This is a genomic window from Micromonospora rhizosphaerae (assembly GCF_900091465.1).
Taxonomy (GTDB): Bacteria; Actinomycetota; Actinomycetes; order Mycobacteriales; family Micromonosporaceae; genus Micromonospora; species Micromonospora rhizosphaerae.
This window is the reverse complement of the sequence record NZ_FMHV01000002.1, coordinates 3,960,424-3,981,220: the sequence shown is the minus strand read 5'-3', so window position 1 is coordinate 3,981,220 and position 20,797 is coordinate 3,960,424. Positions and strand designations below refer to the sequence as shown.

At 72.4% G+C, this 20,797-nt stretch carries 22 protein-coding genes; 6 read left to right on the top strand and 16 right to left on the bottom strand.

Annotated features, from left to right (window positions below):
* Nucleotides 1-8 precede the first annotated feature (8 nt).
* The 5 genes from tatC to GA0070624_RS18730 all read right to left on the bottom strand — a co-directional run bounded on the left by tatC (nucleotide 9) and on the right by GA0070624_RS18730 (nucleotide 3,763).
* Nucleotides 9-962: a twin-arginine translocase subunit TatC gene (gene tatC / locus GA0070624_RS18750; protein ID WP_091342854.1), complete on the bottom strand. Its 954-nt coding sequence runs from the start codon at nucleotides 960-962 to the stop codon at nucleotides 9-11.
* A 17-nt stretch (nucleotides 963-979) separates the two neighbouring features.
* Nucleotides 980-1,270, bottom strand: a complete 291-nt coding sequence (tatA, locus tag GA0070624_RS18745) for a Sec-independent protein translocase subunit TatA (protein ID WP_091342852.1) — start codon at nucleotides 1,268-1,270, stop codon at nucleotides 980-982.
* A 216-nt stretch (nucleotides 1,271-1,486) separates the two neighbouring features.
* A complete protein-coding gene (locus GA0070624_RS18740) occupies nucleotides 1,487-1,735 on the bottom strand; it encodes a hypothetical protein (protein WP_091342850.1) in 249 nt (82 codons plus the stop codon).
* A 10-nt stretch (nucleotides 1,736-1,745) separates the two neighbouring features.
* Nucleotides 1,746-2,768: a helix-turn-helix transcriptional regulator gene (locus GA0070624_RS18735; RefSeq protein WP_091342848.1), complete on the bottom strand. Its 1,023-nt coding sequence runs from the start codon at nucleotides 2,766-2,768 to the stop codon at nucleotides 1,746-1,748.
* Nucleotides 2,765-3,763: a helix-turn-helix transcriptional regulator gene (locus tag GA0070624_RS18730; protein WP_091342846.1), complete on the bottom strand. Its 999-nt coding sequence runs from the start codon at nucleotides 3,761-3,763 to the stop codon at nucleotides 2,765-2,767. Before GA0070624_RS18730 ends, GA0070624_RS18735 begins: the two co-directional genes overlap by 4 nt.
* Before the next feature lie 148 nt (nucleotides 3,764-3,911).
* On the opposite strand from GA0070624_RS18730, the gene GA0070624_RS18725 reads away from it, so the two are divergent.
* Together GA0070624_RS18725 and GA0070624_RS18720 are read left to right on the top strand one after the other, a co-directional pair.
* Nucleotides 3,912-4,868 carry a cation diffusion facilitator family transporter gene (locus GA0070624_RS18725; protein ID WP_091342844.1) on the top strand — a complete coding sequence of 319 codons (957 nt, stop codon included), beginning with the start codon at nucleotides 3,912-3,914 and terminating at the stop codon, nucleotides 4,866-4,868.
* 104 nt (nucleotides 4,869-4,972) lie between these two features.
* A complete protein-coding gene (locus GA0070624_RS18720) occupies nucleotides 4,973-6,058 on the top strand; it encodes a DUF3866 family protein (RefSeq protein WP_091342842.1) in 1,086 nt (361 codons plus the stop codon).
* Nucleotides 6,059-6,156: 98 nt separating this feature from the next.
* On the opposite strand, the gene GA0070624_RS18715 is transcribed toward GA0070624_RS18720, so the two are convergent.
* Nucleotides 6,157-6,354, bottom strand: a complete 198-nt coding sequence (locus GA0070624_RS18715; protein ID WP_091342840.1) for a hypothetical protein — start codon at nucleotides 6,352-6,354, stop codon at nucleotides 6,157-6,159.
* A 64-nt stretch (nucleotides 6,355-6,418) separates the two neighbouring features.
* A complete protein-coding gene (pafA, locus tag GA0070624_RS18710; protein ID WP_091342838.1) occupies nucleotides 6,419-7,777 on the bottom strand; it encodes a Pup--protein ligase in 1,359 nt (452 codons plus the stop codon).
* A gap of 131 nt (nucleotides 7,778-7,908) precedes the next feature.
* Here pafA and rfbB point away from each other — a divergent pair, with 131 nt between their 5' ends.
* The gene (rfbB, locus tag GA0070624_RS18705) at nucleotides 7,909-8,886 is read left to right on the top strand and encodes a dTDP-glucose 4,6-dehydratase (RefSeq protein ID WP_091342836.1); all 978 of its coding nucleotides are present in this window, start codon (nucleotides 7,909-7,911) and stop codon (nucleotides 8,884-8,886) included.
* A gap of 3 nt (nucleotides 8,887-8,889) precedes the next feature.
* Here the strand turns inward: rfbB and prcA are convergent, their stop codons facing one another.
* The 6 genes from prcA to arc form a co-directional block, all read right to left on the bottom strand.
* Complete coding sequence (gene prcA, locus GA0070624_RS18700) at nucleotides 8,890-9,723, bottom strand: proteasome subunit alpha (protein ID WP_091342834.1); 834 nt, start codon at nucleotides 9,721-9,723, stop codon at nucleotides 8,890-8,892.
* 61 nt (nucleotides 9,724-9,784) lie between these two features.
* Nucleotides 9,785-10,624 (bottom strand): proteasome subunit beta, encoded by an 840-nt coding sequence (prcB, locus tag GA0070624_RS18695; RefSeq protein WP_091342832.1) that lies wholly within the window; start codon nucleotides 10,622-10,624, stop codon nucleotides 9,785-9,787.
* Entirely contained in the window at nucleotides 10,543-10,752 is a 210-nt protein-coding gene (locus GA0070624_RS35830; RefSeq protein WP_245719166.1) for an endonuclease VII domain-containing protein, read from the bottom strand. Before GA0070624_RS35830 ends, prcB begins: the two co-directional genes overlap by 82 nt.
* A 463-nt stretch (nucleotides 10,753-11,215) precedes the next feature.
* On the bottom strand, nucleotides 11,216-11,428 hold the full coding sequence (locus GA0070624_RS18685) for a ubiquitin-like protein Pup (RefSeq protein WP_091342830.1): 213 nt from the start codon (nucleotides 11,426-11,428) through the stop codon (nucleotides 11,216-11,218).
* A gap of 109 nt (nucleotides 11,429-11,537) precedes the next feature.
* Complete coding sequence (gene dop, locus GA0070624_RS18680; RefSeq protein ID WP_091342828.1) at nucleotides 11,538-13,055, bottom strand: depupylase/deamidase Dop; 1,518 nt, start codon at nucleotides 13,053-13,055, stop codon at nucleotides 11,538-11,540.
* Between the two features lie 180 nt (nucleotides 13,056-13,235).
* On the bottom strand, nucleotides 13,236-15,017 hold the full coding sequence (arc, locus tag GA0070624_RS18675) for a proteasome ATPase (RefSeq protein ID WP_091342826.1): 1,782 nt from the start codon (nucleotides 15,015-15,017) through the stop codon (nucleotides 13,236-13,238).
* 178 nt (nucleotides 15,018-15,195) lie between these two features.
* Between arc and GA0070624_RS18670 the strand changes: the two genes are divergently transcribed.
* A complete protein-coding gene (locus GA0070624_RS18670) occupies nucleotides 15,196-15,492 on the top strand; it encodes a ferredoxin (RefSeq protein ID WP_091342825.1) in 297 nt (98 codons plus the stop codon).
* Between the two features lie 70 nt (nucleotides 15,493-15,562).
* Here GA0070624_RS18670 and GA0070624_RS18665 read toward each other — a convergent pair whose 3' ends face one another.
* The 3 genes from GA0070624_RS18665 to GA0070624_RS18655 all read right to left on the bottom strand — a co-directional run bounded on the left by GA0070624_RS18665 (nucleotide 15,563) and on the right by GA0070624_RS18655 (nucleotide 18,456).
* Nucleotides 15,563-16,135 (bottom strand): hypothetical protein, encoded by a 573-nt coding sequence (locus GA0070624_RS18665; protein WP_091342823.1) that lies wholly within the window; start codon nucleotides 16,133-16,135, stop codon nucleotides 15,563-15,565.
* A 165-nt stretch (nucleotides 16,136-16,300) separates the two neighbouring features.
* On the bottom strand, nucleotides 16,301-17,305 hold the full coding sequence (locus GA0070624_RS18660) for a tRNA (adenine-N1)-methyltransferase (RefSeq protein ID WP_425413512.1): 1,005 nt from the start codon (nucleotides 17,303-17,305) through the stop codon (nucleotides 16,301-16,303).
* On the bottom strand, nucleotides 17,302-18,456 hold the full coding sequence (locus GA0070624_RS18655; protein WP_425413511.1) for a M50 family metallopeptidase: 1,155 nt from the start codon (nucleotides 18,454-18,456) through the stop codon (nucleotides 17,302-17,304). The genes GA0070624_RS18660 and GA0070624_RS18655 overlap by 4 nt, the downstream gene beginning before the upstream one ends.
* Nucleotides 18,457-18,537: 81 nt before the next feature.
* Here GA0070624_RS18655 and GA0070624_RS18650 point away from each other — a divergent pair, with 81 nt between their 5' ends.
* Both GA0070624_RS18650 and GA0070624_RS18645 read left to right on the top strand, forming a co-directional pair.
* Nucleotides 18,538-19,452, top strand: a complete 915-nt coding sequence (locus tag GA0070624_RS18650; RefSeq protein ID WP_091342821.1) for a RecB family exonuclease — start codon at nucleotides 18,538-18,540, stop codon at nucleotides 19,450-19,452.
* 76 nt (nucleotides 19,453-19,528) lie between these two features.
* Nucleotides 19,529-20,722: a sensor histidine kinase gene (locus GA0070624_RS18645; protein WP_091342819.1), complete on the top strand. Its 1,194-nt coding sequence runs from the start codon at nucleotides 19,529-19,531 to the stop codon at nucleotides 20,720-20,722.
* Nucleotides 20,723-20,797: the final 75 nt, after the last annotated feature.

Genomic DNA, 20,797 nt, shown 5'->3' with positions numbered 1-20,797 from the left:
GGATCCGGTCAGGTCATGTCGTCGTAGCGGCGCTCGATCGGCGCGGGCGCGGCGATGGATTCCGGTGCCCCGATCGGGCTGACCGTCTCGATCCGCTGCCCCGCCTCGACCGGCTCGGGCGTCAGGTCCAGCGGCGACACCTCGTCGTCGTTGAGATCCGAGTAGACCTCCTTGCCACGTCCCCGCCGCCTGTCGTTGAGGAAGGCCACCCCGACCGCGACGAAGTAGAGCAGGGAGAGCGCGCTGGCCAGCAGGGTCATCCCGAACGGTCCGGGGTCCGGCGTGGCGATGGCGGCGAACACGAACGAAATGAAGACCACCGCTCGCCACCAGCTCAGCAGCCGCTTCCCGCTCGCCACCCCGGTGAAGTTGAGCATCAGCAGGATGAGCGGGAACTCGAACGCCACCCCGAACAGCAGGATCATGTTGGTGACGAACGAGATGTAGCGGGTGACCTCCAGCTGGCTGGACAGCCCGGTCACCCCGGACTCCATCAGGAACGCCAGCCCCTTGTCCACGACGAAGTAGGCCAGCACCGCACCGCCCGCGAACAGCGGCGCGGCGATCGAGACGAAGACGTACGCCCACTTGCGCTCGTGCCGGTGCAGGCCCGGCGCGATGAACGCCCAGAGCTGGTAGAGCCAGACCGGCGCGCCGATGATCAGGCCGATCCAGAGCGCCAGCTTCAGCTTGAGGATGAACCCGTCCGCCGGCGACAGCTGGAGGAACTGCTGGCACCGGCCGAACTCGTCCATGGCCTCGGGCAGCCGGCAATACGGCTGCTTGAGCAGGTCGAACGCCGGCTGGGCCAGCCAGAATCCGGCGATCAACCCGGCCACGATCGCCAGTGAGGCGCGGAACAGGCGGGTCCGCAGCTCACGGACGTGCTCCATGAGCGTCATCGAGCCGTCGGCGGCCCGCTCGAAGTTGCTCGGGCCGCGCTTCTTCAACCCGAAGGCCACGGTGGTGGGCCCCCTGGTCAGTTGTCGCGGACGCGCTGCACCGGGTCGACCGGCTGCTGCGGCTGCGCGTACTGCTGCTGCTGCGGCGGCTGCTGACCGGCGTGCGGCGGGAGCGGCTGGTAGCCGGCCTGCGCGTCGGCCTTCTCGGCCAGGTCACGGTCGTCGTCGTGCAGGCTCTTGGTCTCGGCCTTGATGATCCGCAGCGAGCGGCCCAGCGAGCGGGCCGCGTCGGGGAGCCGCTTCGCGCCGAAGAGCAGGATCAGCACGACCACGAGTACGGCGATGTGCCATGGCTTGAGGGCACCCATGGGAAGCTCCAGTCGCTCTGTGTCGTTGAGGGGCGGTCGCAGCCCATCGTACGTGCGCCGCGGCCGGTTGCCACCCCGCCGGGCCTGCTGGTGCGGACCTGGCCGGTGAAGTCTCGACCAACCCGGAGTGTCCCGTCAACCGTCTGCGCCGGCGCGTTCGTGCGCGCAACGGGCGCCGAACGCGCAGCTATCGTGCCCGGGACCGACGCCGATCGATCACTTGCCCCGCTTGGCCTTGATCAGCTCGAGCCGCTCCTGGGTGATGGCGGCCTGGGCCTGGAGCGTCACGGCGCGCTGCTGGAGCACCTCGGCGGTGGACCGCAGTGCCTCCGCCTCGGTCTGGCGACGCTGCAGCGCCACCGCCGCCCGGCGCAGCCGGGGCAGCCGCGCCAGCACCGGCCGGACCGCCAGGGCCAGCACGAGGAGCGCGAACAGCACCACCGCCAGCACGATCCACTTCACCACGGCGGTCAGCCTACTGGGTGACGGCGGGCACCGCCGGATCCGGCGACGGCGCGGCGCCACCCACCGGCGTCGCGTACGCCTCCAGCGCGGCGACCGCCTGGGCGCGGACCTGCTCGGCCAGCTCCGCCGGGGCGACCACCGTGACGTCCGGGCCCAGCCCGAGCACGAACCGGCGGGCCCAGCCGAGGTCGGTGACCCGCAGCGAGACCAGCCACTGGTCGCCGTCGCCCTCCTCGACCCGCTCGCACGGGTAGTACTCGGTGATCCACCGCTCGCCGCGCCCGATCCGCAGGGTGATCAGCGGCAGATCCGGCGAGGGCCGGAACACCCCGTCGCTGAGGTCGTGCGGGCGGGCCTGCGGCGGCACCACGGCCGGCTCGTCCAGCTCGGTCAGCGCGTCGATCCGGTCGGCCCGGAACAGCCGGACCGCCTCCGCGCGGCGGCACCACGCCTCCACGTACGCCCGGCCGCCGACCATCAGCATCCGCAGCGGGTCGATGGTCCGCTCGGTGGTCTCGTCCCGGGCCGCCGTGTAGTAGGTGATCCGCAGCGCCCGAGCGCGCTCCACCGCCGCGCGCAGCTCCTGCACCCGCTCGGTGTCCCCGGGCAGCCGCACCTCCACCGGCGCCCCGACCAGGTCACCGGCGGCGTTCTCGATCTTGGCGAGGGCGCGCTCGACGGCCTCCCGGTTGGCCACCCCGGGCGTCTCGGCGAGCATCCGCAGCGCCACCACCAGGGCGAGGGCCTCGTCCGGGGTGAGCCGCAGCGGCCGGTCGATGCCGGCGTCGTAGGTGATGGTCACCCGGTCGCCGTCGAAGGCCATGTCGATCAGGTCACCCGGGCCGTACCCGGGCAGCCCGCACACCCAGAGCAGCTCCAGGTCCTCGCGTAGCTGGCGCTCGGTGACCCCCAGATCGTCGGCCGCCTCGGCGATCTCGATGCCGGGCCGGGCCAGCAGGTAGGGCACCAGGTTGAGCAGCCGGGCCAGCCGGTCCGCCGAGGCGCGGCCGGCGCGGGCCGCCGGCCGGGTCACCGGGCACCTCCGGCCACCGCCAGCTCGTCGTGCCGGGTCGCGATCTCCTTCAGCCGCTGGATGACCGCCTCGCGCACCTCCGGTGGCTCCAGCACCCGCACGTCCGGGCCGTACCCGACGAGGTGACCGGCGAGGTACTCCGGATCCGCGTACGGCAGGACCAGCCGGTCCCCGTCGGGGCCGCTGGTGCTGTCCACCGCCCAACGGCGCAGCCCGGCGGCCCGGCCCGGGGCGACCAGCACGGTGGCCCGCCCGGTCCGCTCCACCGGCCCGGACCAGCGGGCGACGTGACTGATCAGGTCGACCCCGGCCGGCGGCTCGTACGCCCCCGGCTGGCTGGTCACCCGGACCGCGCCCACCACCCGGGAGAGCCGGAAGCAGCGGGTCGCCTCGCGGTCCAGATCGTGGCCGACCACGTACCACCGGCCGCGCCAGCAGACCACGCCCCACGGCTGCACCCGCCGGCGGGTCGGGGCGTCCCGGTCCGGCACCCGGTAGTCGAAGCCGACCTCCCGCCGGTCGCGGGCGGCGGCGGTCAGCGGGGCGAACGCCGGGTCGACCGTCACCATCGGCTCCAGGCCCAGGGTGGCCTGCGGATCCACGTCGACCCCGGCCGCGCGGAGCTTGGCCAGCCCGGAGGAGGCGGCCGCGGCCAGACCAGCGTGCTGCCAGAGCCGCGCCGCGATGCCGACGGCGGCGGCCTCGTCCGGTTCGAGGGGAATGTCCGGCAGGGCGTACTCGCGGCGCGCGATCCGGTAGCCGGGCTCGGTGTCGAAGGCGCTCGCCGTACCCGTCTCCAACGGCACCCCGAGCTCCCGCAGCTCGGCCTTGTCCCGTTCGAACTTGCGCTGGAACGCCTCGTGGTCCTTGGCGTCGTCCGGATCGTGCTCGTAACCGGGCACGGTCGCGGCGATCTGCGCGGCGGTCAGGAACCGTCGCGTGGAGAGCAGGCAGATCACCAGGTTGACCAGGCGTTCGGTACGGCTCCGCGACACGTGTGAACGCTAGCAGCCCGCGCGAGCCGGACGTGCACCCCGCACGGGCGCGGCGCGTCATGTCCGCCCGGGAGCGAGCAACCCCACACCCGGAAACGTCGATCCGCTTGACCGGCGGCCGGGCCGACACCCGCCTTAGGGTGAGCCCATGTCGGAAGCCGAAATCAAGGCCGAGAGCGTCCGCACGGTCGTCATCGCCGGTTCGGCGAACCTCGCCATCGGGGTCGCCAAGCTGGTCGCCGGGCTGATCTCCGGCTCGGCGGCGATGCTCTCCGAGGCCGCCCACTCGGTCGCCGACACCACCACCGAGGTGCTGCTCTACCTGGCGCTGCGCCGGGGAGCGCGGCCGGCCGACCCTCGACACCCGTTCGGCTACGGCAAGGAGAGCTACGTCTGGGCGTTCCTCGCCGCGCTGTTCACCTTCGTGGTCGGCGCCGGCTTCGCCATCACCCACGGCGTCACCACCATCCTCGTGCACGAGCACACCGGCGACTACCTGGTGTCGTACATCGTGCTGGTGATCTCCTTCGCGATCGAATCGGTCTCCCTGGCCCGGGCCGTGCAGCAGGTACGCCGCGAGTCCCGCCGCTGGCGCACCGCCCCGCACACGTTCCTCCGGCTGACCGCCGACACCACCGTCAAGGCGGTCTTCCTGGAAGACACCGCCGCCCTGATCGGCCTGCTCCTCGCCGGCGTCGGCCTCGGCCTGTCCCAGCTCACCGGCGACGAGCTCTACGACGGCCTCGCCTCGATCCTCATCGGCGTGCTGCTGCTGGTGGTCGCCACGATCCTGGCCAAGAGCAACGTCTCGCTGCTGGTCGGCCGGGCCGTCTCGGAACGCCTGCACCGGGAGATCGAAAGCGAGCTGGCCGCCCTGCCGACGGTGGACCGGATCGACACGCTGATGACCATGCTGCTCGGCCCGGACGAGATCCTGGTCGCCGCCAAGGTCGACTTCCACAACGACGCCACCGGCGCGGACATCGAGGCCGCCGCGGAGGAGGCCGAACGCCGGCTCACGGAGCGCTACCCGGAGATCGGGTACGTCTTCCTCGACCCGACCCGGTCCCTGCCGGGCGCGGGCGGCCGGGCGCGACGCCATTAGGAGGGGTCGACCGAACGGCCGGCCGCACCGGACGGTTTCGACCCGCCGCGCCGTCGACGGACCCGGGGGCGGGCGCCGCGGCGGGCGCGGATACCGTCCCGGACATGGTGCGATGGCGGTCGGGAACGGTGACGGCGGTGCGACGGCGGTGGGCCGGCGCGACCGAACTCGACGTCGAGTTGCCCGACGGCGCCACCATGCGGGCCCTGGCCTACCCCGAGCTGGTCGGCCACCCCGAACCGGGCGACCGGGTGCTGCTCAACGCCGGCGCCCTGCTGATGGGCCTCGGCACCGGCGGGTACGCCCTGGTCGTGGCGCTGCCGGACCGGCTGCCGCCGGACCCGCCGCAGGCCGCCGACACCCGGGAGGCCGGCCACCTGGTCAAGGCCCGCTACACCCCGCTGCAACCCATCCTGCTCGGCGTGGACGAGGAGGCCTCCCCGCACCACGAGCTGCTGGCCGGCGCCGAGAGCCTGGACGGAATGCCGGTGGTCACCGCCGACCTGCACTCCGCCCTGCCGGCCGTCCTCGCCGGCATCCATGCCGATGCCCCGGACGCCCGGGTGGCGTACCTGCTCACCGATGGCGGGGCGCTGCCGGCCTGGTTCTCCCGCACCCTCGCCGGGCTGGCCGACCGCCTCGCCGGCACGGTCAGCGTCGGTCAGGCCTTCGGTGGGGACCTCGAGGCCAGCACCCTGCACAGCGGGCTGCTCGCCGCCCGGCACGTGCTGCGCGCCGACGTCGCGATCGTCGCCCAGGGGCCGGGCAATCTGGGCACCGGCACCCGGTGGGGCTTCTCCGGCGTCGCGGTCGGCGAGGCGGTCAACGCCGTCGCCACCCTCGGCGGCCGGGCGGTCGGCTCACTGCGGATCTCCGCCGCCGACCCCCGCCCCCGGCACCGGGGCGTCTCCCACCACAGCCTCACCGCGTACGGCCGGGTGGCGCTCGCCGCGGCGGACCTGGTCGTGCCCGACGGCCTGGACCGCGCCCTCGCCGACCAGGTCGACGCGGCGCTCGCCCCGCTGGCCGACCGGCACCGGATCGTCACCGTGCCCACCGCCGGTCTGGACGCGGCGCTGCGCGCCAGCGCCGTCCCGCTCTCCACCATGGGACGCGGACTGGACGCCGACCACGCATACTTCCTCGCCGCCGCGGCCGCCGGCCGGCACGCGGTCCGCCTCGCCGGTTGACCGGCTGCTCGCCGCTCCATCGGTCACCCGAACCCGCACCGCGCGACCGGACCGAATCGAGCCCCTCGTCACGGCCGGTGGCAGGTGCAGGGAAACGGTCAGCCGGCGAAGAAGATCAACGCCAGCCAGGCGCCGACGATCAGGATCAGCGCAGCCGCCAGCACCCACGTCGGCACGTTGTACTCGCCGCGGCGATTGCGCTCGATCTCCGCGCGGATCTTCTCCCGGCGGCGGTCGATCCAGTTCAGCTTCTCGGTGCCGCCGCGATCGCGGTCGGAGGGTTCGGAGGTGTTCATCGCGTCGCCAGCGTACCGGTGGCCGGGCGGCCGGTGCCGCGAGCACCGGCCGCCGACCCCGACGTCACATGCTGGCGATCAGCCGCTCCACCCGCTCGTCGTACGCCCGGAACGGATCCTTGCAGAGCACGGTGCGCTGCGCCTGGTCGTTGAGCTTCAGGTGCACCCAGTCGACGGTGAAGTCCCGCCGCTTCTCCTGCGCGTGCCGGATGAACTCGCCACGCAGCCGGGCCCGGGTGGTCTGCGGCGGGGTCTCCTTCGCCTCGAAGATCTCCGGATCGGTCGCCACCCGGTCCACCTCGCCGCGGCGCTCCAGCAGCCCGTAGAGGCCCCGACCACGCCGCAGGTCGTGGTAGGCCAGGTCCATCTGCGCCACCCGGGGGTGCGACAGCGGCAGGTCGTGCTTGCGCTGGTAGCGCTCGATCAGCCGCAGCTTGGTCACCCAGTCGATCTCCCGGGCCACCGGGTCCAGATCGCCGGTCTCCACCGCGCGCAGCACCCGCCCCCAGAGCTCCACCACCCGCTTGGCGGTCTGATCGCCGCCGCGCCGCTCGACGAACTCGGTCGCCTTGGCCAGATACTCCTGCTGGATCTCCAGCGCGCTGACCTCCTTGCCGGAGGCCAGCCGCACCTTGCGCCGACCGGTGATGTCGTGCGACACCTCGCGGATCGCCCGGATCGGGTTCTCCAGCGACAGGTCCCGCATCACCACCCCGGCCTCGATCATCCGCAGCACGATGTCGGCGCTGCCCACCTTCAACAGCGTGGTGACCTCGTTCATGTTCGAGTCGCCGACGATCACGTGCAGCCGCCGGTAGCGCTCGGCGTCGGCGTGCGGCTCGTCCCGGGTGTTGATGATCGGCCGACTGCGGGTGGTCGCCGAGGAGACGCCCTCCCAGATGTGCTCGGCCCGCTGGGACAGGCAGTAGACCGCCCCCCGCGGGGTCTGCAGCACCTTGCCCGCGCCGCAGATCAACTGCCGGGTCACCAGGAACGGAATCAGCACGTCGGCGAGCCGGCCGAACTCGCCGTGCCGGGAGACCAGGTAGTTCTCGTGGCAGCCGTACGAGTTGCCGGCCGAGTCGGTGTTGTTCTTGAACAGGTAGATCTCGCCCGCGATGCCCTCGTCGTGCAGCCGCTTCTCCGCGTCGACGAGCAGCCCCTCCAGAATCCGCTCACCGGCCCGGTCGTGGGCGACCAGGTCCACCACCGAGTCGCACTCGGGGGTGGCGTACTCCGGGTGGGAACCCACGTCGAGGTAGAGGCGGGCGCCGTTGCGCAGGAACACGTTGCTCGACCGCCCCCACGACACCACCCGCCGGAACAGGTACCGCGCGACCTCGTCCGGGGACAGCCGGCGCTGGCCCCGGTAGGTGCAGGTGACGCCGTACTCGGTCTCGAGGCCGAAGATTCGCCGCTCCATGGTGTGACATTAGCCGCCCGAGGCCCCGGATGGGCAGCGCTCAGCGCGGCGGAACCCGCGCGGGCGGTATCGGCGCCGGTCAGCGCTCCCGGCAGCCATCGCAGGCCCATGGACGGGGTACGTTGCCTGCCGTGAGGATCCTGGTCACCGGCGGCGCCGGCTTCATCGGGTCGGCGTACGTGCGGCGACTGCTCCTCGGCGCCGAGCCCGGCATCGAGGTGACCGCGGTCACAGTGCTGGACAAGTTCACCTACGCCGGCACCGCGGGCAGCCTCGCCCCGGTCCGGCCCGACCCCCGGCTGCGAATCGTCCGCGGCGACATCTGCGACGCCCCGCTCGTCGACGCCACGGTCGCCGGCCACGACCTCGTGGTGCACTTCGCCGCCGAGTCGCACGTGGACCGGTCCATCACCGGCCCTGCCGCCTTCGTCACCACCAACGTGCTGGGCACCCAGACCCTGCTCGACGCCGCCCTGCGGCACGGCACCCGTCGCTTCGTGCACATCTCCACCGACGAGGTCTACGGCTCCATCACGACCGGCTCGTGGACCGAACGGGCGCCGCTCGCCCCCAGTTCGCCGTACTCAGCCTCGAAGGCCGGCGCGGACCTGCTCGCCCTGGCCTACCACCGCACCCACGGCCTGGACGTCGTGATCACCCGCGGCGCCAACACCTACGGCCCCTACCAGTACCCGGAGAAGCTGGTCCCGCTCTTCGTCACCAACCTGCTCGAGGGGCACGACGTGCCGCTCTACGGCGACGGCGGGAACATCCGGGACTGGCTGCACGTCGACGACCACTGCCACGGCATCGCGCTCGCCCAGAACAACGGCCGCCCCGGCGGCATCTACCACCTGGGCGGCGGCGCCGAGCTGACCAACCGGGAACTGACCGGCCGCCTGCTTGCCGCCTGCGGGGCCGGCTGGGAACGGGTTCGGCCGGTCGCCGACCGCAAGGGCCACGACCGGCGCTACTCGCTGGACATCACCACCAGCCGCCGGGAGCTGGCCTGGTCCCCCACCGTCGACCTGGACAAGGGGCTGGCCGCCACCGTCGCCTGGTACCGCGAGAACCGCGCATGGTGGGAGCCGCTCAAGCCGCACCGCTGACGGCTACGCCTCGGGCTGCTCGGTCTCCTGGCCCTCCAGGTCCGCCGAGCCGGCCGAAGTGCTCGGCTTCTTCGCCTCCTCGGTCGGCGCCGTCGGGGTCTTCGCCCGCCCCGGCGCCGGCGCGGCGCCCGCGGAAGTGTCCCCCTCGAGCAGCGCGGTCAGCGCCGCCCCGGTGACCCGCCGGAACGTCCGCCCCACCCGGCGCCGGTCCAGGACCGCCACCTCCAGCTGGTCGGCGGCGATCGTCCGGGACGCGCCGCCCTCCCCGCCGACGCTGCCCAACGCCTGCACGGCCACCCGGACCGCTTCGCCGAGCGACATGTCGGCCCGGTGCTGCGACTTGAGCACCCCGCTGACCGCCTCCGCCTGGCCACCCATCGCCATCCGGCCCGGCTCGTCATTGACCGAGCCGTCGTACGTCACCCGGTAGAGCGCGTCGTCCTCCGGCGTCGCGGCCACCTCGGCCACGCAGATCTCCACCTCGAACGGCTTCGACTGCTCGGTGAAGATGGCCCCGAGCGTCTGCGCGTACGCGTTCGCCAGCGCCAGGCCGTTGACGTCCCGCCGGTCGTAGCTCAGGCCGTTCAGGTCGGCCATCCGCACCCCGGCCCGGCGCAGGTTCTCGAACTCGTTGTACCGGCCCACCGCGGCGAAGCCGATCCGGTCGTAGATCTCGCTGACCTTGTGCAGAGTGGTGGAGAGGTTCTCCGCGACGAAGAGCACCCCGCCCTCGTAGCTCAGGACCACCGCGCTGCGCCCCCGGGCGATGCCCTTGCGGGCCAGCTCGGAGCGGTCGCGCATGATCTGCTCGGGCGAGGCGTAGAACTGCATGGCCACGGCGGCTGTTCTCCTTCGGGCGCTGTGCTGCGGACTGCTGACAGGTGAGGTGGGAGCGGGATCAGCCGCCCGGGTTCTCCATCCGGCCGGAGACGACGCTCTCGGCGATCGTCGCCGTCTCGGCGTCGGTGAGCCGGTGGGTGCCCTCCGCCGTCGCGATCATCACCACCGGGTAGATCCGGCGGGTGAGGTCCGGGCCGCCGGTCGCGGTGTCGTCGTCGGCCGCGTCGTAGAGCGCCTCGACCCCGAGCCGGACCGCGTCGTCGATCGACAGGCCGGTGCGGAAGCGCTTCTTCAGCGCGGACTTGGCGAAGAGCGAGCCGGAGCCGATCGCGTCGTAACCGGTCTCCTCGTACGGGCCGCCGGTGACGTCGAAGCTGAAGATCCGACCGGCCTTCGCCGGGTCGCTGGCGGCCAGGTCGAAGCCGGCGAAGAGCGGGATCACCGCGAGCCCCTGCATCGCCGCGCCGATGTTGCCCCGGATCATCGAGGCCAGCCGGTTGGCCTTGCCGTCCAGCGAGAGCATCGCGCCCTCGATCTTCTCGTAGTGCTCCAGCTCCACCTGGAACAGTCGCATCAGCTCGATGCCGATGCCGGCGGTGCCCGCGATGCCGACCAGCGAGTACGCGTCGGCCGGGTGCACCTTCTCGATGTCCCGCTGGGCGATCAGGTTACCCATCGTGGCGCGCCGGTCGCCGGCCATCACCACGCCACCGGCGGCCGAGATGGCCACGATGGTCGTCGCGTGCGGCGCCATGTCGGCAGCCATGCCGGGCGGCAGCGGTCGTCGGCCGGGCAGCATCTCGGGGGCCACCTTGCTCAGGAACGCTGTGAAGGAAGACGTCCCCGCGTTGGTGAAGACATCTGGTAGACGCCCGGATGGATCAAAACCCGCTGCCACGTGGTTCCTCTCAGGTACGTGATCGCCCTGGCCAGCCGCTCGGGACTGTCACGGAACTGGCCAAGACCACCGTTGCAGTTGAAGCAGAGTATCCCGCGCACCCATCCGGTGCGATGATCGTGGTCCACATGTTCCGGATCGGGGTCCCCGCAGACCGCGCAGACCGCCCTGCTCGGCGAGAAGCTCCCGGACCTCCTTCTCCCCGATCCCGTACCGCCGCCGGAGGTGGTACTCACGGGTGCCGCCGTAGAGCCGCTGCGCCGTCTGCCTGCCCCGCGCGTTGTGGCAGGGCTTGCAGTAACTGTGCCGCCCACTGGTTTTCTTGGTGCGCGGAAATTCGTCGAGCGGCTTGACCTGATCGCAGTCTGGGCACCATTTCAGGCCGTCGGGAACTGGAACCGAGGGCTTCTTCTGCACGCCGATCCCGCGTTTGCGGCGGCTCGCCTCAGAGCGCGCCGCCGCGCAGGCCTTGCAGTAGTAAGCGAGCCCGTCCGCGCGCCGCCGATTACGGTGGAATTCCGTGGCGGGCAACAGCCGCTCACATTGGGGGCACTTCTTGTCCGATCCGCTGGGCAAATCGGACATACGATATCACTCTCCCCCTTTCTGGACATAGCCCCTCACGAACTCTTCTGCGTTCTCCTCGAGGACGGAGTCGATTTCGTCGAGCAGGTCGTCGACGTCCTCGGTGATCTCGGCGTGGCGCTCGGCAACCTCGGGGTTGGCCTGGGCGGTGACGTCCTCGATCTCCTCGGCCTGGTGGGACTTGCCGGCCTGGGTCTGGCCGCCTTCTTGCGTAGCCATCTGGTGCCTCCTCCACGATCGCCTGCGATGAACTTACCTCGCCAGAGTGACGAAAAGCCCGCCGCGCGCCCGGCTTGCGGCACACGACGGGCTCCCCGTACGCCGGGGCTCAGCCCCCGGTCAGGGTTTCCAGCAGATCCTTGGCGCTCTCGCACCGGTCGAAGAGCGCCCCGACGTGCTTGCGGGTGCCCCGCTCCGGCTCCATCATCGGCACCCGGACCAGCGACTCCCGGCCCACGTCGAAGATGACCGAGTCCCAGCTGGCGGCGACGACCTCGGAGGCGTACTCGGCCAGGCAGCGACCGCGGAAGTAGGCGCGGGTGTCCTCCGGCGGCTCGGTCATCGCGCTGCGGGTCTGCTCGTCGGTGAGCAGGGTCTTCATCGACCCGCGGGAGACCAGCCGGTGGTAGAGCCCCTTCTCCGGGCGCACGTCGGAGTACTGCAGGTCGACCAGTTGGAGCTTGTGCGCACCCCAGCCGAGCTTCTCCCGCTCCCGGTAACCCTCCAGCAGCCGCAGCTTGGCCACCCAGTCCAGCTCGTCCGCGCAGAGGAACGCGTCGCGGCCGAGCCGGTCCAGCACGCTCTCCCAGCGGTCCAGCACATCCAGGGTCTGCTCGTCGGCGTCGGAGCCGTACCGGTCGTCCACGAAGGACTTCACCCGCTCGAAGTACGCCCACTGGACGTCGAGTGCGGTGAGCCGCCGCCCGTCGCGCAGCCGCATCAGGTGCTTCAGCGACGGGTCGTGGCTGACCGCGCGCAGCTCGCTGACCGGGTCGGCGATGCCGAGGTCCGGGCCGAGCGCCTTCTCCTCGATCATGGTGAGGATCAGCGCGGTGGTGCCGACCTTCAGATAGGTCGAGATCTCCGACAGGTTGGCGTCGCCGATGATGACGTGCAGCCGGCGGTACTTGTCGGCGTCCGCGTGCGGCTCGTCCCGGGTGTTGATGATCGGCCGCTTGAGGGTCGTCTCCAGCCCCACCTCGACCTCGAAGAAGTCGGCGCGCTGGGAGATCTGGAAGCCGCTCTGGGCGCCGTCCTGGCCGATGCCGACCCGGCCGGCGCCGCAGACCACCTGCCGGGTGACGAAGAACGGCGTGAGGTACGCCACGATGTCGGCGAACGGGGTCTGCCGCCGCATCAGGTAGTTCTCGTGGGCGCCGTAGCTGGCGCCCTTGTTGTCGGTGTTGTTCTTGTAGAGGTGGATCGGGTGGGTGCCCGGGATGGTGGCGGCCCGGCGGGCCGCCTCGGCCATCACCCGCTCCCCCGCCTTGTCCCAGCGCACCAGGTCCAGCGGGTTGGTGACCTCCGGCGTGGAGTACTCCGGGTGGGCGTGGTCGACGTAGAGGCGGGCGCCGTTGGTGAGTATGACGTTGGCCAGCCCCAGGTCCTCGTCGGCGAGCGCCTCGGCCGGGTCGTAGGCCGCCCCGGAGTAGGTGAACCCCCGCGCGTCGCGCAGCGGTGACTCCTCCTCGTAGTCCCAGCGGGCCCGGCCGCCCCGGTTGAGCTCCGGGCGCGCCCCGTAGGCGTTGACCACCTGGGATGAGGTGACCATCGGGTTGGCCCCGGCCTGGCCGGGCACGGAGATGCCGTACTCGACCTCGGTGCCCATGATCCGTCTTACGCTCATCGACCTGCCCGCTCCGCTCGCCGTCCCGGTCCCCTCGACAGGTCGAGCGTAGTCGCCGTCACGCGGGAAGGTGGCGTGCCGGCCCGTGGGTCCACGGTGTGGCGGCGCGGGGGCCGGCGGGCGCGGACGCGCGGAGGCCCGTGGCGGGTCGCGCCACGGGCCTCCGTCGTACTGCTCGGGTTACAGGTACTGACCGGTGTTGTTGGCGGTCTCTATCGACCTGCCGGCCTCCGCGCCCTTGCCGCCGGAGACGAGCGTACGGATGTAGACGATCCGCTCGCCCTTCTTGCCGGAGATACGGGCCCAGTCGTCCGGGTTGGTCGTATTGGGCAGGTCCTCGTTCTCCCGGAACTCGTCGACGCAGGCGTCGAGCAGGTGCTGCAGCCGCATCCCCTTACGCCCGGAGGTGAGGAACTCCTTGATGGCCATCTTCTTGCCCCGGTCGACGATGTTCTGGATCATCGCGCCGGAGTTGAAGTCCTTGAAGTAGAGGACTTCCTTGTCACCGTTGGCGTAGGTGACCTCGAGGAAGCGGTTCTCCTCGGTCTCCGAGTACATCCGCAGGACGACCGCGTCGATCATCGCCGCCACGGTGGCCTGAGGGTCGCCGCCGTGCTCGGTCAGGTCGTCCGGGTGCAGCGGCAGCCCCGAGAGGATGTACTTCGAGAAGATGTCCTTGGCCGCCTCCGCGTCCGGCCGCTCGATCTTGATCTTCACGTCGAGCCGACCTGGGCGCAGGATCGCCGGGTCGATCATGTCTTCCCGGTTGGAGGCGCCGATGACGATGACGTTCTCCAGCCCCTCCACGCCGTCGATCTCGCTGAGCAGCTGCGGAACGATGGTGTTCTCCACGTCCGAGGAGACGCCAGAACCGCGGGTGCGGAAGACGGAGTCCATCTCGTCGAAGAACACGATCACCGGAGTGCCCTCGCCGGCCTTCTCCCGCGCCCGCTGGAAGATCAGCCGGATGTGCCGCTCGGTCTCGCCGACGTACTTGTTGAGCAGCTCGGGGCCCTTGATGTTGAGGAAGTAGCTGGTGTGCTTCTCCTCGCCCCGGCGCTCGGCGATCTTCTTGGCCAGGGAGTTGGCCACCGCCTTGGCGATCAGCGTCTTGCCGCAGCCGGGCGGGCCGTAGAGCAGTATCCCCTTCGGCGGGCGGAGCTGGTGCTCGCGGAACAGGTCGGCGTGCAGGAAGGGCAGCTCCACCGCGTCCCGGATCTGCTCGATCTGCGCGTGGAGGCCACCGATGTCGGTGTAGTCGACGTCCGGCACCTCCTCCAGGACCAGCTCCTCGACCTCGCTCTTCGGGATCCGCTCGTACGCGTACGCCGAGCGGGGCTCGATCATGAGCGAGTCACCGGCCCGGAGCGGCGCGCCGATCAGGGTCTCGGCGAGGTGCACGATCCGTTCCTCGTCGGAGTGGGAGACCACCAGCGCGCGGTCACCCACGGTGCTGCCGGGACCGACGAGCACCTCCTTGAGCATCACGACCTCACCGACCCGCTCGTAGCCGAACGCGTCGACGATGTTGAGCGCGTCGTTGAGCAGGACCTCCTGGCCGCGCCGCAGCTCGTCGACGTCCAGCGAGGGCGAGACGGCGACCCGGAGCTTGCGCCCACCGGTGAAGACATCCACCGTGCCGTCGTCGTGCTTCGCCAGGAAGACGCCGTAGCCACTCGGCGGCTGCGCGAGGCGGTCGATCTCTTCCTTCAGCGTCACGATCTGCGCGCGAGCCTCCTTGAGGGTGCTCACGAGCCGTTCGTTGTTCTCGGTCAGCCGCGCCAACTGTGCCTGGGTGGCCGCCAGCCGCTCTTCGAGCTGCCGGACGTGTCGGGGGCTTTCGGTCAACTTGCGCCGCACCAGAGCGAGTTCCTCTTGCAGGAACGCGACCTGCGTGGAGAGATCGTGGGCCTCCTTCTCCCACCGTGCGGCGCGCGAGTCCGCGTCGTCGCTGCGTGCCACGTCCCACCTCCCCGGGGGGCTTGAACGTTCTGACCTAACACTAGCCGCTGTGAGCCCGATCCGGTCCTACGCAACGCGCTCGTCACCGAAGCTTGATCGCCAAGGGTGGGTCGGCGGGCGGGTACCGGCGTTCGGGTACCGTCGGGGCGTGGGACGGGAGAACATGGGGGGTGCACCGGTGGCGGAGGTCGCGACGGACCAGCTTCAGGTCTGGGTGGACCAGGATCTCTGCACGGGCGACGGGCTCTGCGTGCAGTACGCGCCGGAGGTCTTCGAGTTCGACATCGACGGCCTGGCGTACGTCAAGGGCCCCGACGGCGAGCTGCGGCTGGCGCCGGGCAGCCGGGTGGACGTGCCGGAGCACCTGCGCCTCGAGGTGATCGACTCGGCGAAGGAGTGCCCGGGCGAGTGCATCCACGTGGTGCGCGGCAGCGACGGCCTCGAGGTGGCCGGCCCGGACGCCGAGGAGGACTGACCCGCCCGCAGGCCGGCCCCGCGAGGCCGACCGGCGACGGGCCGCGGCACCAGCGCGCGGAGGTAGCGGCTCAGAGCACGGGGCGGCCGACCACCGAGGCGACCAGCCGGGCGAACTCCTCGAGCCGGGCGATCTGCCCGGCCCCGCCGTCGTCGAGGGTCTTGCCGAAGCGCAGCGCGTCGTGCCGCGGCGCGCCGACCATCTCCTCACCGGGCGGGGCCTCGTCCAGCGAGGTCAGCAGCAGATACACGTCGATGCTGTCGACCCGGACCTCGCCGGTGTCGGCCCGGGTCAGCCGCCGCCGGCACCCCACCTCGGTGACGGTGGAGACCGGGACCACCCGCAGCGACGAGGTCATCGAACCGGGCGGCCCCTCCCCCGGCGGGACGTCCTCGCCGTGCCAGAGCACGAGCCGGCTGCCGTCGCAGACGGCGACCTCCTGCCACACCCCGTTGACCTCGTTGACGAAGCGTTCCAGGGTGAAGCCGAGCACGGAGGCGCCGCGCAGCACCCCGCTGAGCGCCTCCAGCGCCACGTCCGGGTCGCGCAGGTAGGCCCGCGCCGCCGACTCCAGATCCGTGTAGGGCGACCAGTCCGGGAAGACCGCGGGCAGGTCGCCGTTGCCGAAGCCGGGCCGACTCATGCCACCGCCTCCTCACGGTCGACGCCGCCCCCCGGCCGGTCAGCGCCGCGCGCGACCTTCCGCCCGCTCATGCCACCGCCTCCACCCGTTCGGTGCCGGCCCCGCGCCGGTTCGCGCCGGGACACCTGATCCGCTCCCTCATGCCGGGTCGCCCAGCCACCGGAGTCACGGCTGGTCCGGCTCCCCCGCCGGTTCGGCCGGCTCGACGCCGGCCGCCTGGGCGGCCGCCGCCTGCCGGGCCGCCTCCGCCTCCCGCAGCGCCTGCCGGCGCTGGACGTACGCCTCGGTGCCCTTGCTCGGCTTGCGCCGGCGCGGCGGCGCGGTGACCCCGGGGGCGAGCTTGCGCGCGGAGACCAGGAATGCGGTGTGCGCGATCATGCGGTGGTCCGGGCGGACGGCGAGCCCCTCGGCATGCCAGTCGCGGACCAGCGACTCCCAGGCCCGCGGCTCGGTCCAGCCGCCCCGCTCGCGCAGCGCCTCGACCAGCTCGGACAGCTGGGGGGTGGTGGCCACGTACCCGATGAGGACGCCGCCGGGCACGATCGCCCGCTCGACCATGTCGAGGTACTCCCACGGGGTGAGCATGTCCAGGATGATCCGGTCGAAACCGGTCTCCTGGCACTCGGCGACGTCGCCGACGTGCAGGTGCCAGGCCGGGTGCGGCCCGTTGAAGAACGCCTCGACGTTGCGCTTGGCGATCTGGGCGAAGTCGTCGCGCAGTTCGAAGGAGTGCAGCTCCCCCTCCGCGCCGACGGCGCGCAGCAGGGAGCAGGAGAGCGCCCCGGAGCCGGCGCCGGCCTCCAGCACCTTGGCACCGGGGAAGATGTCGCCCATCATGACGATCTGCGCCGCGTCCTTCGGGTAGATCACCTGGGCGCCGCGCGGCATGGAGAGCACGTAGTCCGACAGCAGCGGCCGCAGGGCCAGAAACGATGTGCCGCCCCCCTTGGTGGTCACCACGCTGCCGTCGGGCAAACCGATCAGCGTGTCGTGCTCGAGGATGCCCCGGTGGGTGTGGAACTCCTTGCCGGGCTCCAGCGTCACGGTGTGCATCCGCCCCTTCGGGTCGGTCAGCTGCACGCGGTCGCCGGGGCGGAACGGCCCGCGGTGCACGGGCGTCAGCGCCGGGTTGGCGGGGCCGGCCGGGACGGCGGAGGGCTGTGCGGTCACGTATTCATCTTCCGTTTGGGTTCCAGGAGCTGTGCCAGATCCGCGATGTGCAGAACGCCGACGACATCTTCGCCTGCCGTCACGACGTACTGCGCGCCCGGGTGGGTCTGCACGGTCTCCATCACCCGCTCGCCGTCGGCGCCGACCGGCAGGGCGGGCAGCGTGTCCAGGGACCGGGACACCGCGTCCACCGCAAGCCACGGCCGGCGTTCCGGGGGTACGGCGTCGACCCGCGCCGGGTCGACCAGGGCGACCGGACGGCCGACGGAGTCGACGACGGTGAGCGCGGCGTCCGGCGCCGGGCCCTCGGCGCGGCGGCGCTGGGCCTCGGCCAGCGGGGTGCCGCTGGGCACGGGCAGCACCGGGCGGGCCAGCCGGGCCAGGTCGATCAGCGGGAAGCGGCGACTGATCCGGGCCATCCGGATCGACTGGCCGGCGCCCCGCCACAAGGTGAGCGCGACCAGCAGCATCAGTGGCAGCGCGAGCGGCGCCAGTGCCCGCCGCAGGGTGAGCAGGACGACCAGGGCCACGGTGCCGACGGCGACGGCGCGACCGACCCAGCCGGCCACCTCGGTGCCCCGGTGCCGGTCGCGGGTGAGCGCCCAGACCGCCGCCCGCAGCGCCCGGCCGCCGTCGAGCGGGAGCCCGGGCAGGATGTTGAAGCTCGCGACCACGACGTTGCTCACTGCCAGTTGAAAGGCGAGCTGGTCGACCAGGGTGCCGTCGGGCAGGGCCAGGGTGGCCGCGACGGCGACCGCGCCGAGCACCGCGGAGACGGCCGGCCCGGCCAGGGAGACCAGCAGGTCGATCCGGGGGCTGGGGGCGTCGCGATCCATCTCCGTGTACCCGCCGAGCACCTCCAGGGTGATCCCGCGCACACCGATGCCGTACCGGCGGGCGGTCAACGCGTGGCCGAGCTCGTGCAGCAGCACCGAGCCGAGCAGCGAGACCACGAAGCCGACGCCGATCAGCCATCCGCCGAGGTGGCCGAGCGCGAGCTGGCGGCGGGCGAACTCGGCGTACAGGACGGTCACCAGCAGGGTGAGCAGCACCATCGACGCGTCCAGGTGCAGCGGCACCCCGAACACCCGACCCACGGTCAGACTCAGGCGCCGTCCGGGCCGGCGCGGTGGTCGGGACGTCTGCTCCACCGGGTCGATGCTACGCGGCGAGGATCATGCGCCGGTGCGGCGACGGCCCCGCTGTCACACCGGTGCCCTAACCTTCCGGGCATGACGGCGGAACCAGTGATCGACGCCCAGGACACCCTCGCCACGGCGGTGGTGCCGCCCACGGTCCGGGCGTCCCTGTCGCCGTCGCGGGCGGCGGATTTCAAGACCTGCCCGCTGCTCTACCGGTTCCGCACCATCGACCGGCTCCCCGAGCGACCCACGGTCGAGCAGGTTCGGGGCACCCTGGTGCACGCCGTGCTGGAGCGGCTGTTCGACCTGCCGGCGCCGGCCCGCACCCCGCAGTCCGCGGGCGACCTGGTGGCCCCGCAGTGGGACCGACTGGTCACCGAGCAGCCGGAACTCGCCGGCCTCTTCGCCGAGGGCGACGAGGCGGCCGTGGCGGAGTTCCTCCGCTCCGCCGCCGCGCTGCTCGAGGGCTACTTCGCGGTGGAGGACCCGCGCCGGTTGGAGCCGGCCGAGCGGGAGGCGCTGATCTCCGCGGTGGTCGACGACGAGCTGCTGATCCGGGGCTACCTGGACCGGCTCGACGTCGCGCCGGACGGGGCGCTGCGGGTGGTCGACTACAAGACCGGCGGGGCGCCGCGGGAGGCGTTCGAGGCGCGGGCGCTGTTCCAGCTCAAGTTCTACGCCCTGGTGCTGTGGCGGACCCGGGGCGTGGTGCCGCGGGTGCTGCGGCTGCTCTACCTGAGGGACGCCGAGGTCTGCGACTACAGCCCGGACGCGGACGAGCTGCTCCGGTTCGAGCGCACCGTGGTGGCCCTCTGGCAGGCGATCGAGCAGGCCACCGAGCGGCAGGACTTCCGTCCCCGGCCCAGCCGGCTCTGCGACTGGTGCAGCCACCAGGCGCACTGCCCGAGCTTCGGCGGCACCCCGCCGCCGTTCCCGGTGACCACGACCGCCGACCCGCTGCGCGACGCCCGGTCCCGGCCGGCGGCCCCGGGAGCGGACGAGTGAGTCTCCTCCTCGGGGAGGAGGCCGGGTTCGGCATCGGCGACGACGGGTCGCGCCGGGCGGCGACTAGCGTTCAGGCATGACCGATCGCCTGAGGGCCTGGGCACGCGGCCGACCGGCGACCACCGATGCCATCTTCGCGCTCGTCCTGGTGCTGGTGGACGTCGCGTTCCTGCTGCTCACCCCGCGGGAGTTCCGGTCCGGACAGCTGCCGGCCGCGCTGGGCTGGAGCCTGCTCTGCGCCGCGCCGGTGGCGCTGCGCCGGATCGCGCCGTGGCCGGCGGTGGGCGCCGCGGTGGCCACCCTGGCCGTGCCGGCGCTGCTCGGGCACGCCCCGACCACGCAGGCCCTGACCTTCGTCGTGCTCACCTACACGATGGCGGCGGACCACCCGCTGCGGTCGGCCACCGGGGCCGCGGTGCTGCTCTGGGCGCCGGTGGCGCTGGCCAACACGATCGCGCCGCTGGACGGGGTGCTCGACCTGGGCCCCGGCTACCTGGTGCTGAACAACCTGCTCACCGCGTCGGTGGCGTACGCGGTGGGTCGGGCGGTGCACGCGCGGCGCCAGTCGACGCGGGCGCTACGCGAGCGGGCCCGGGTCGCCGAGGAGACTCAGCGCTCCCTCGCCGAGCAGGCGGTCGCCGACGAGCGTCGCCGCATCGCCCGGGAGCTGCACGACGTGGTGGCCCACCACGTCAGCGTGATGGGGGTGCTGGCCACCGGCGCCCGCCGGGTGCTGCCCCGGGACCCGGACGCCGCCGACGAGGCGATCGCCACCATCGAGGACACCAGCCGGGCGACCCTGCGGGAGCTGCGCCGGCTGCTGGACGTGCTGCGCACGGACGCGGAGGCGGCCGCCGACCTCGCCCCGCAGCCGGGTCTGGCGGGCATCGAGGCGCTGGTCGAGCAGGTCCGGGAGGCCGGCCTGCCGGTGACCCTGCGGGTCGACGGCACGCCCGGGCCGATGGAGGAGGGCGTGGCGCTGACCATCTACCGGATCGTGCAGGAGGCGCTGACGAACGCGCTCAAGCACGCCGGCGCGGCGACCGCGCTGGTGCGGCTCACCGTCGACGGCGGGTTCCTGACGGTGGAGGTCACCGACACCGGGCGCGGCCCGAATCCCCGACCCGACCGCGTCGGGCACGGACTGGTCGGCATGCGCGAGCGGGTCGCCCTCTACGGTGGGACCCTGCGGACCGGTCCGCGGCCGGGCGGCGGCTTCCGGGTGTACGCGCGGATCCCGGTGGAGCCGGTCGGGGCGGTGCCCGCGTGACCTGCCCCGGTCACCGCGGCCGGACCGGCGGGACGGACGGGCGCCGTCGGCGCGGGCGACGGCACGACCAGCACG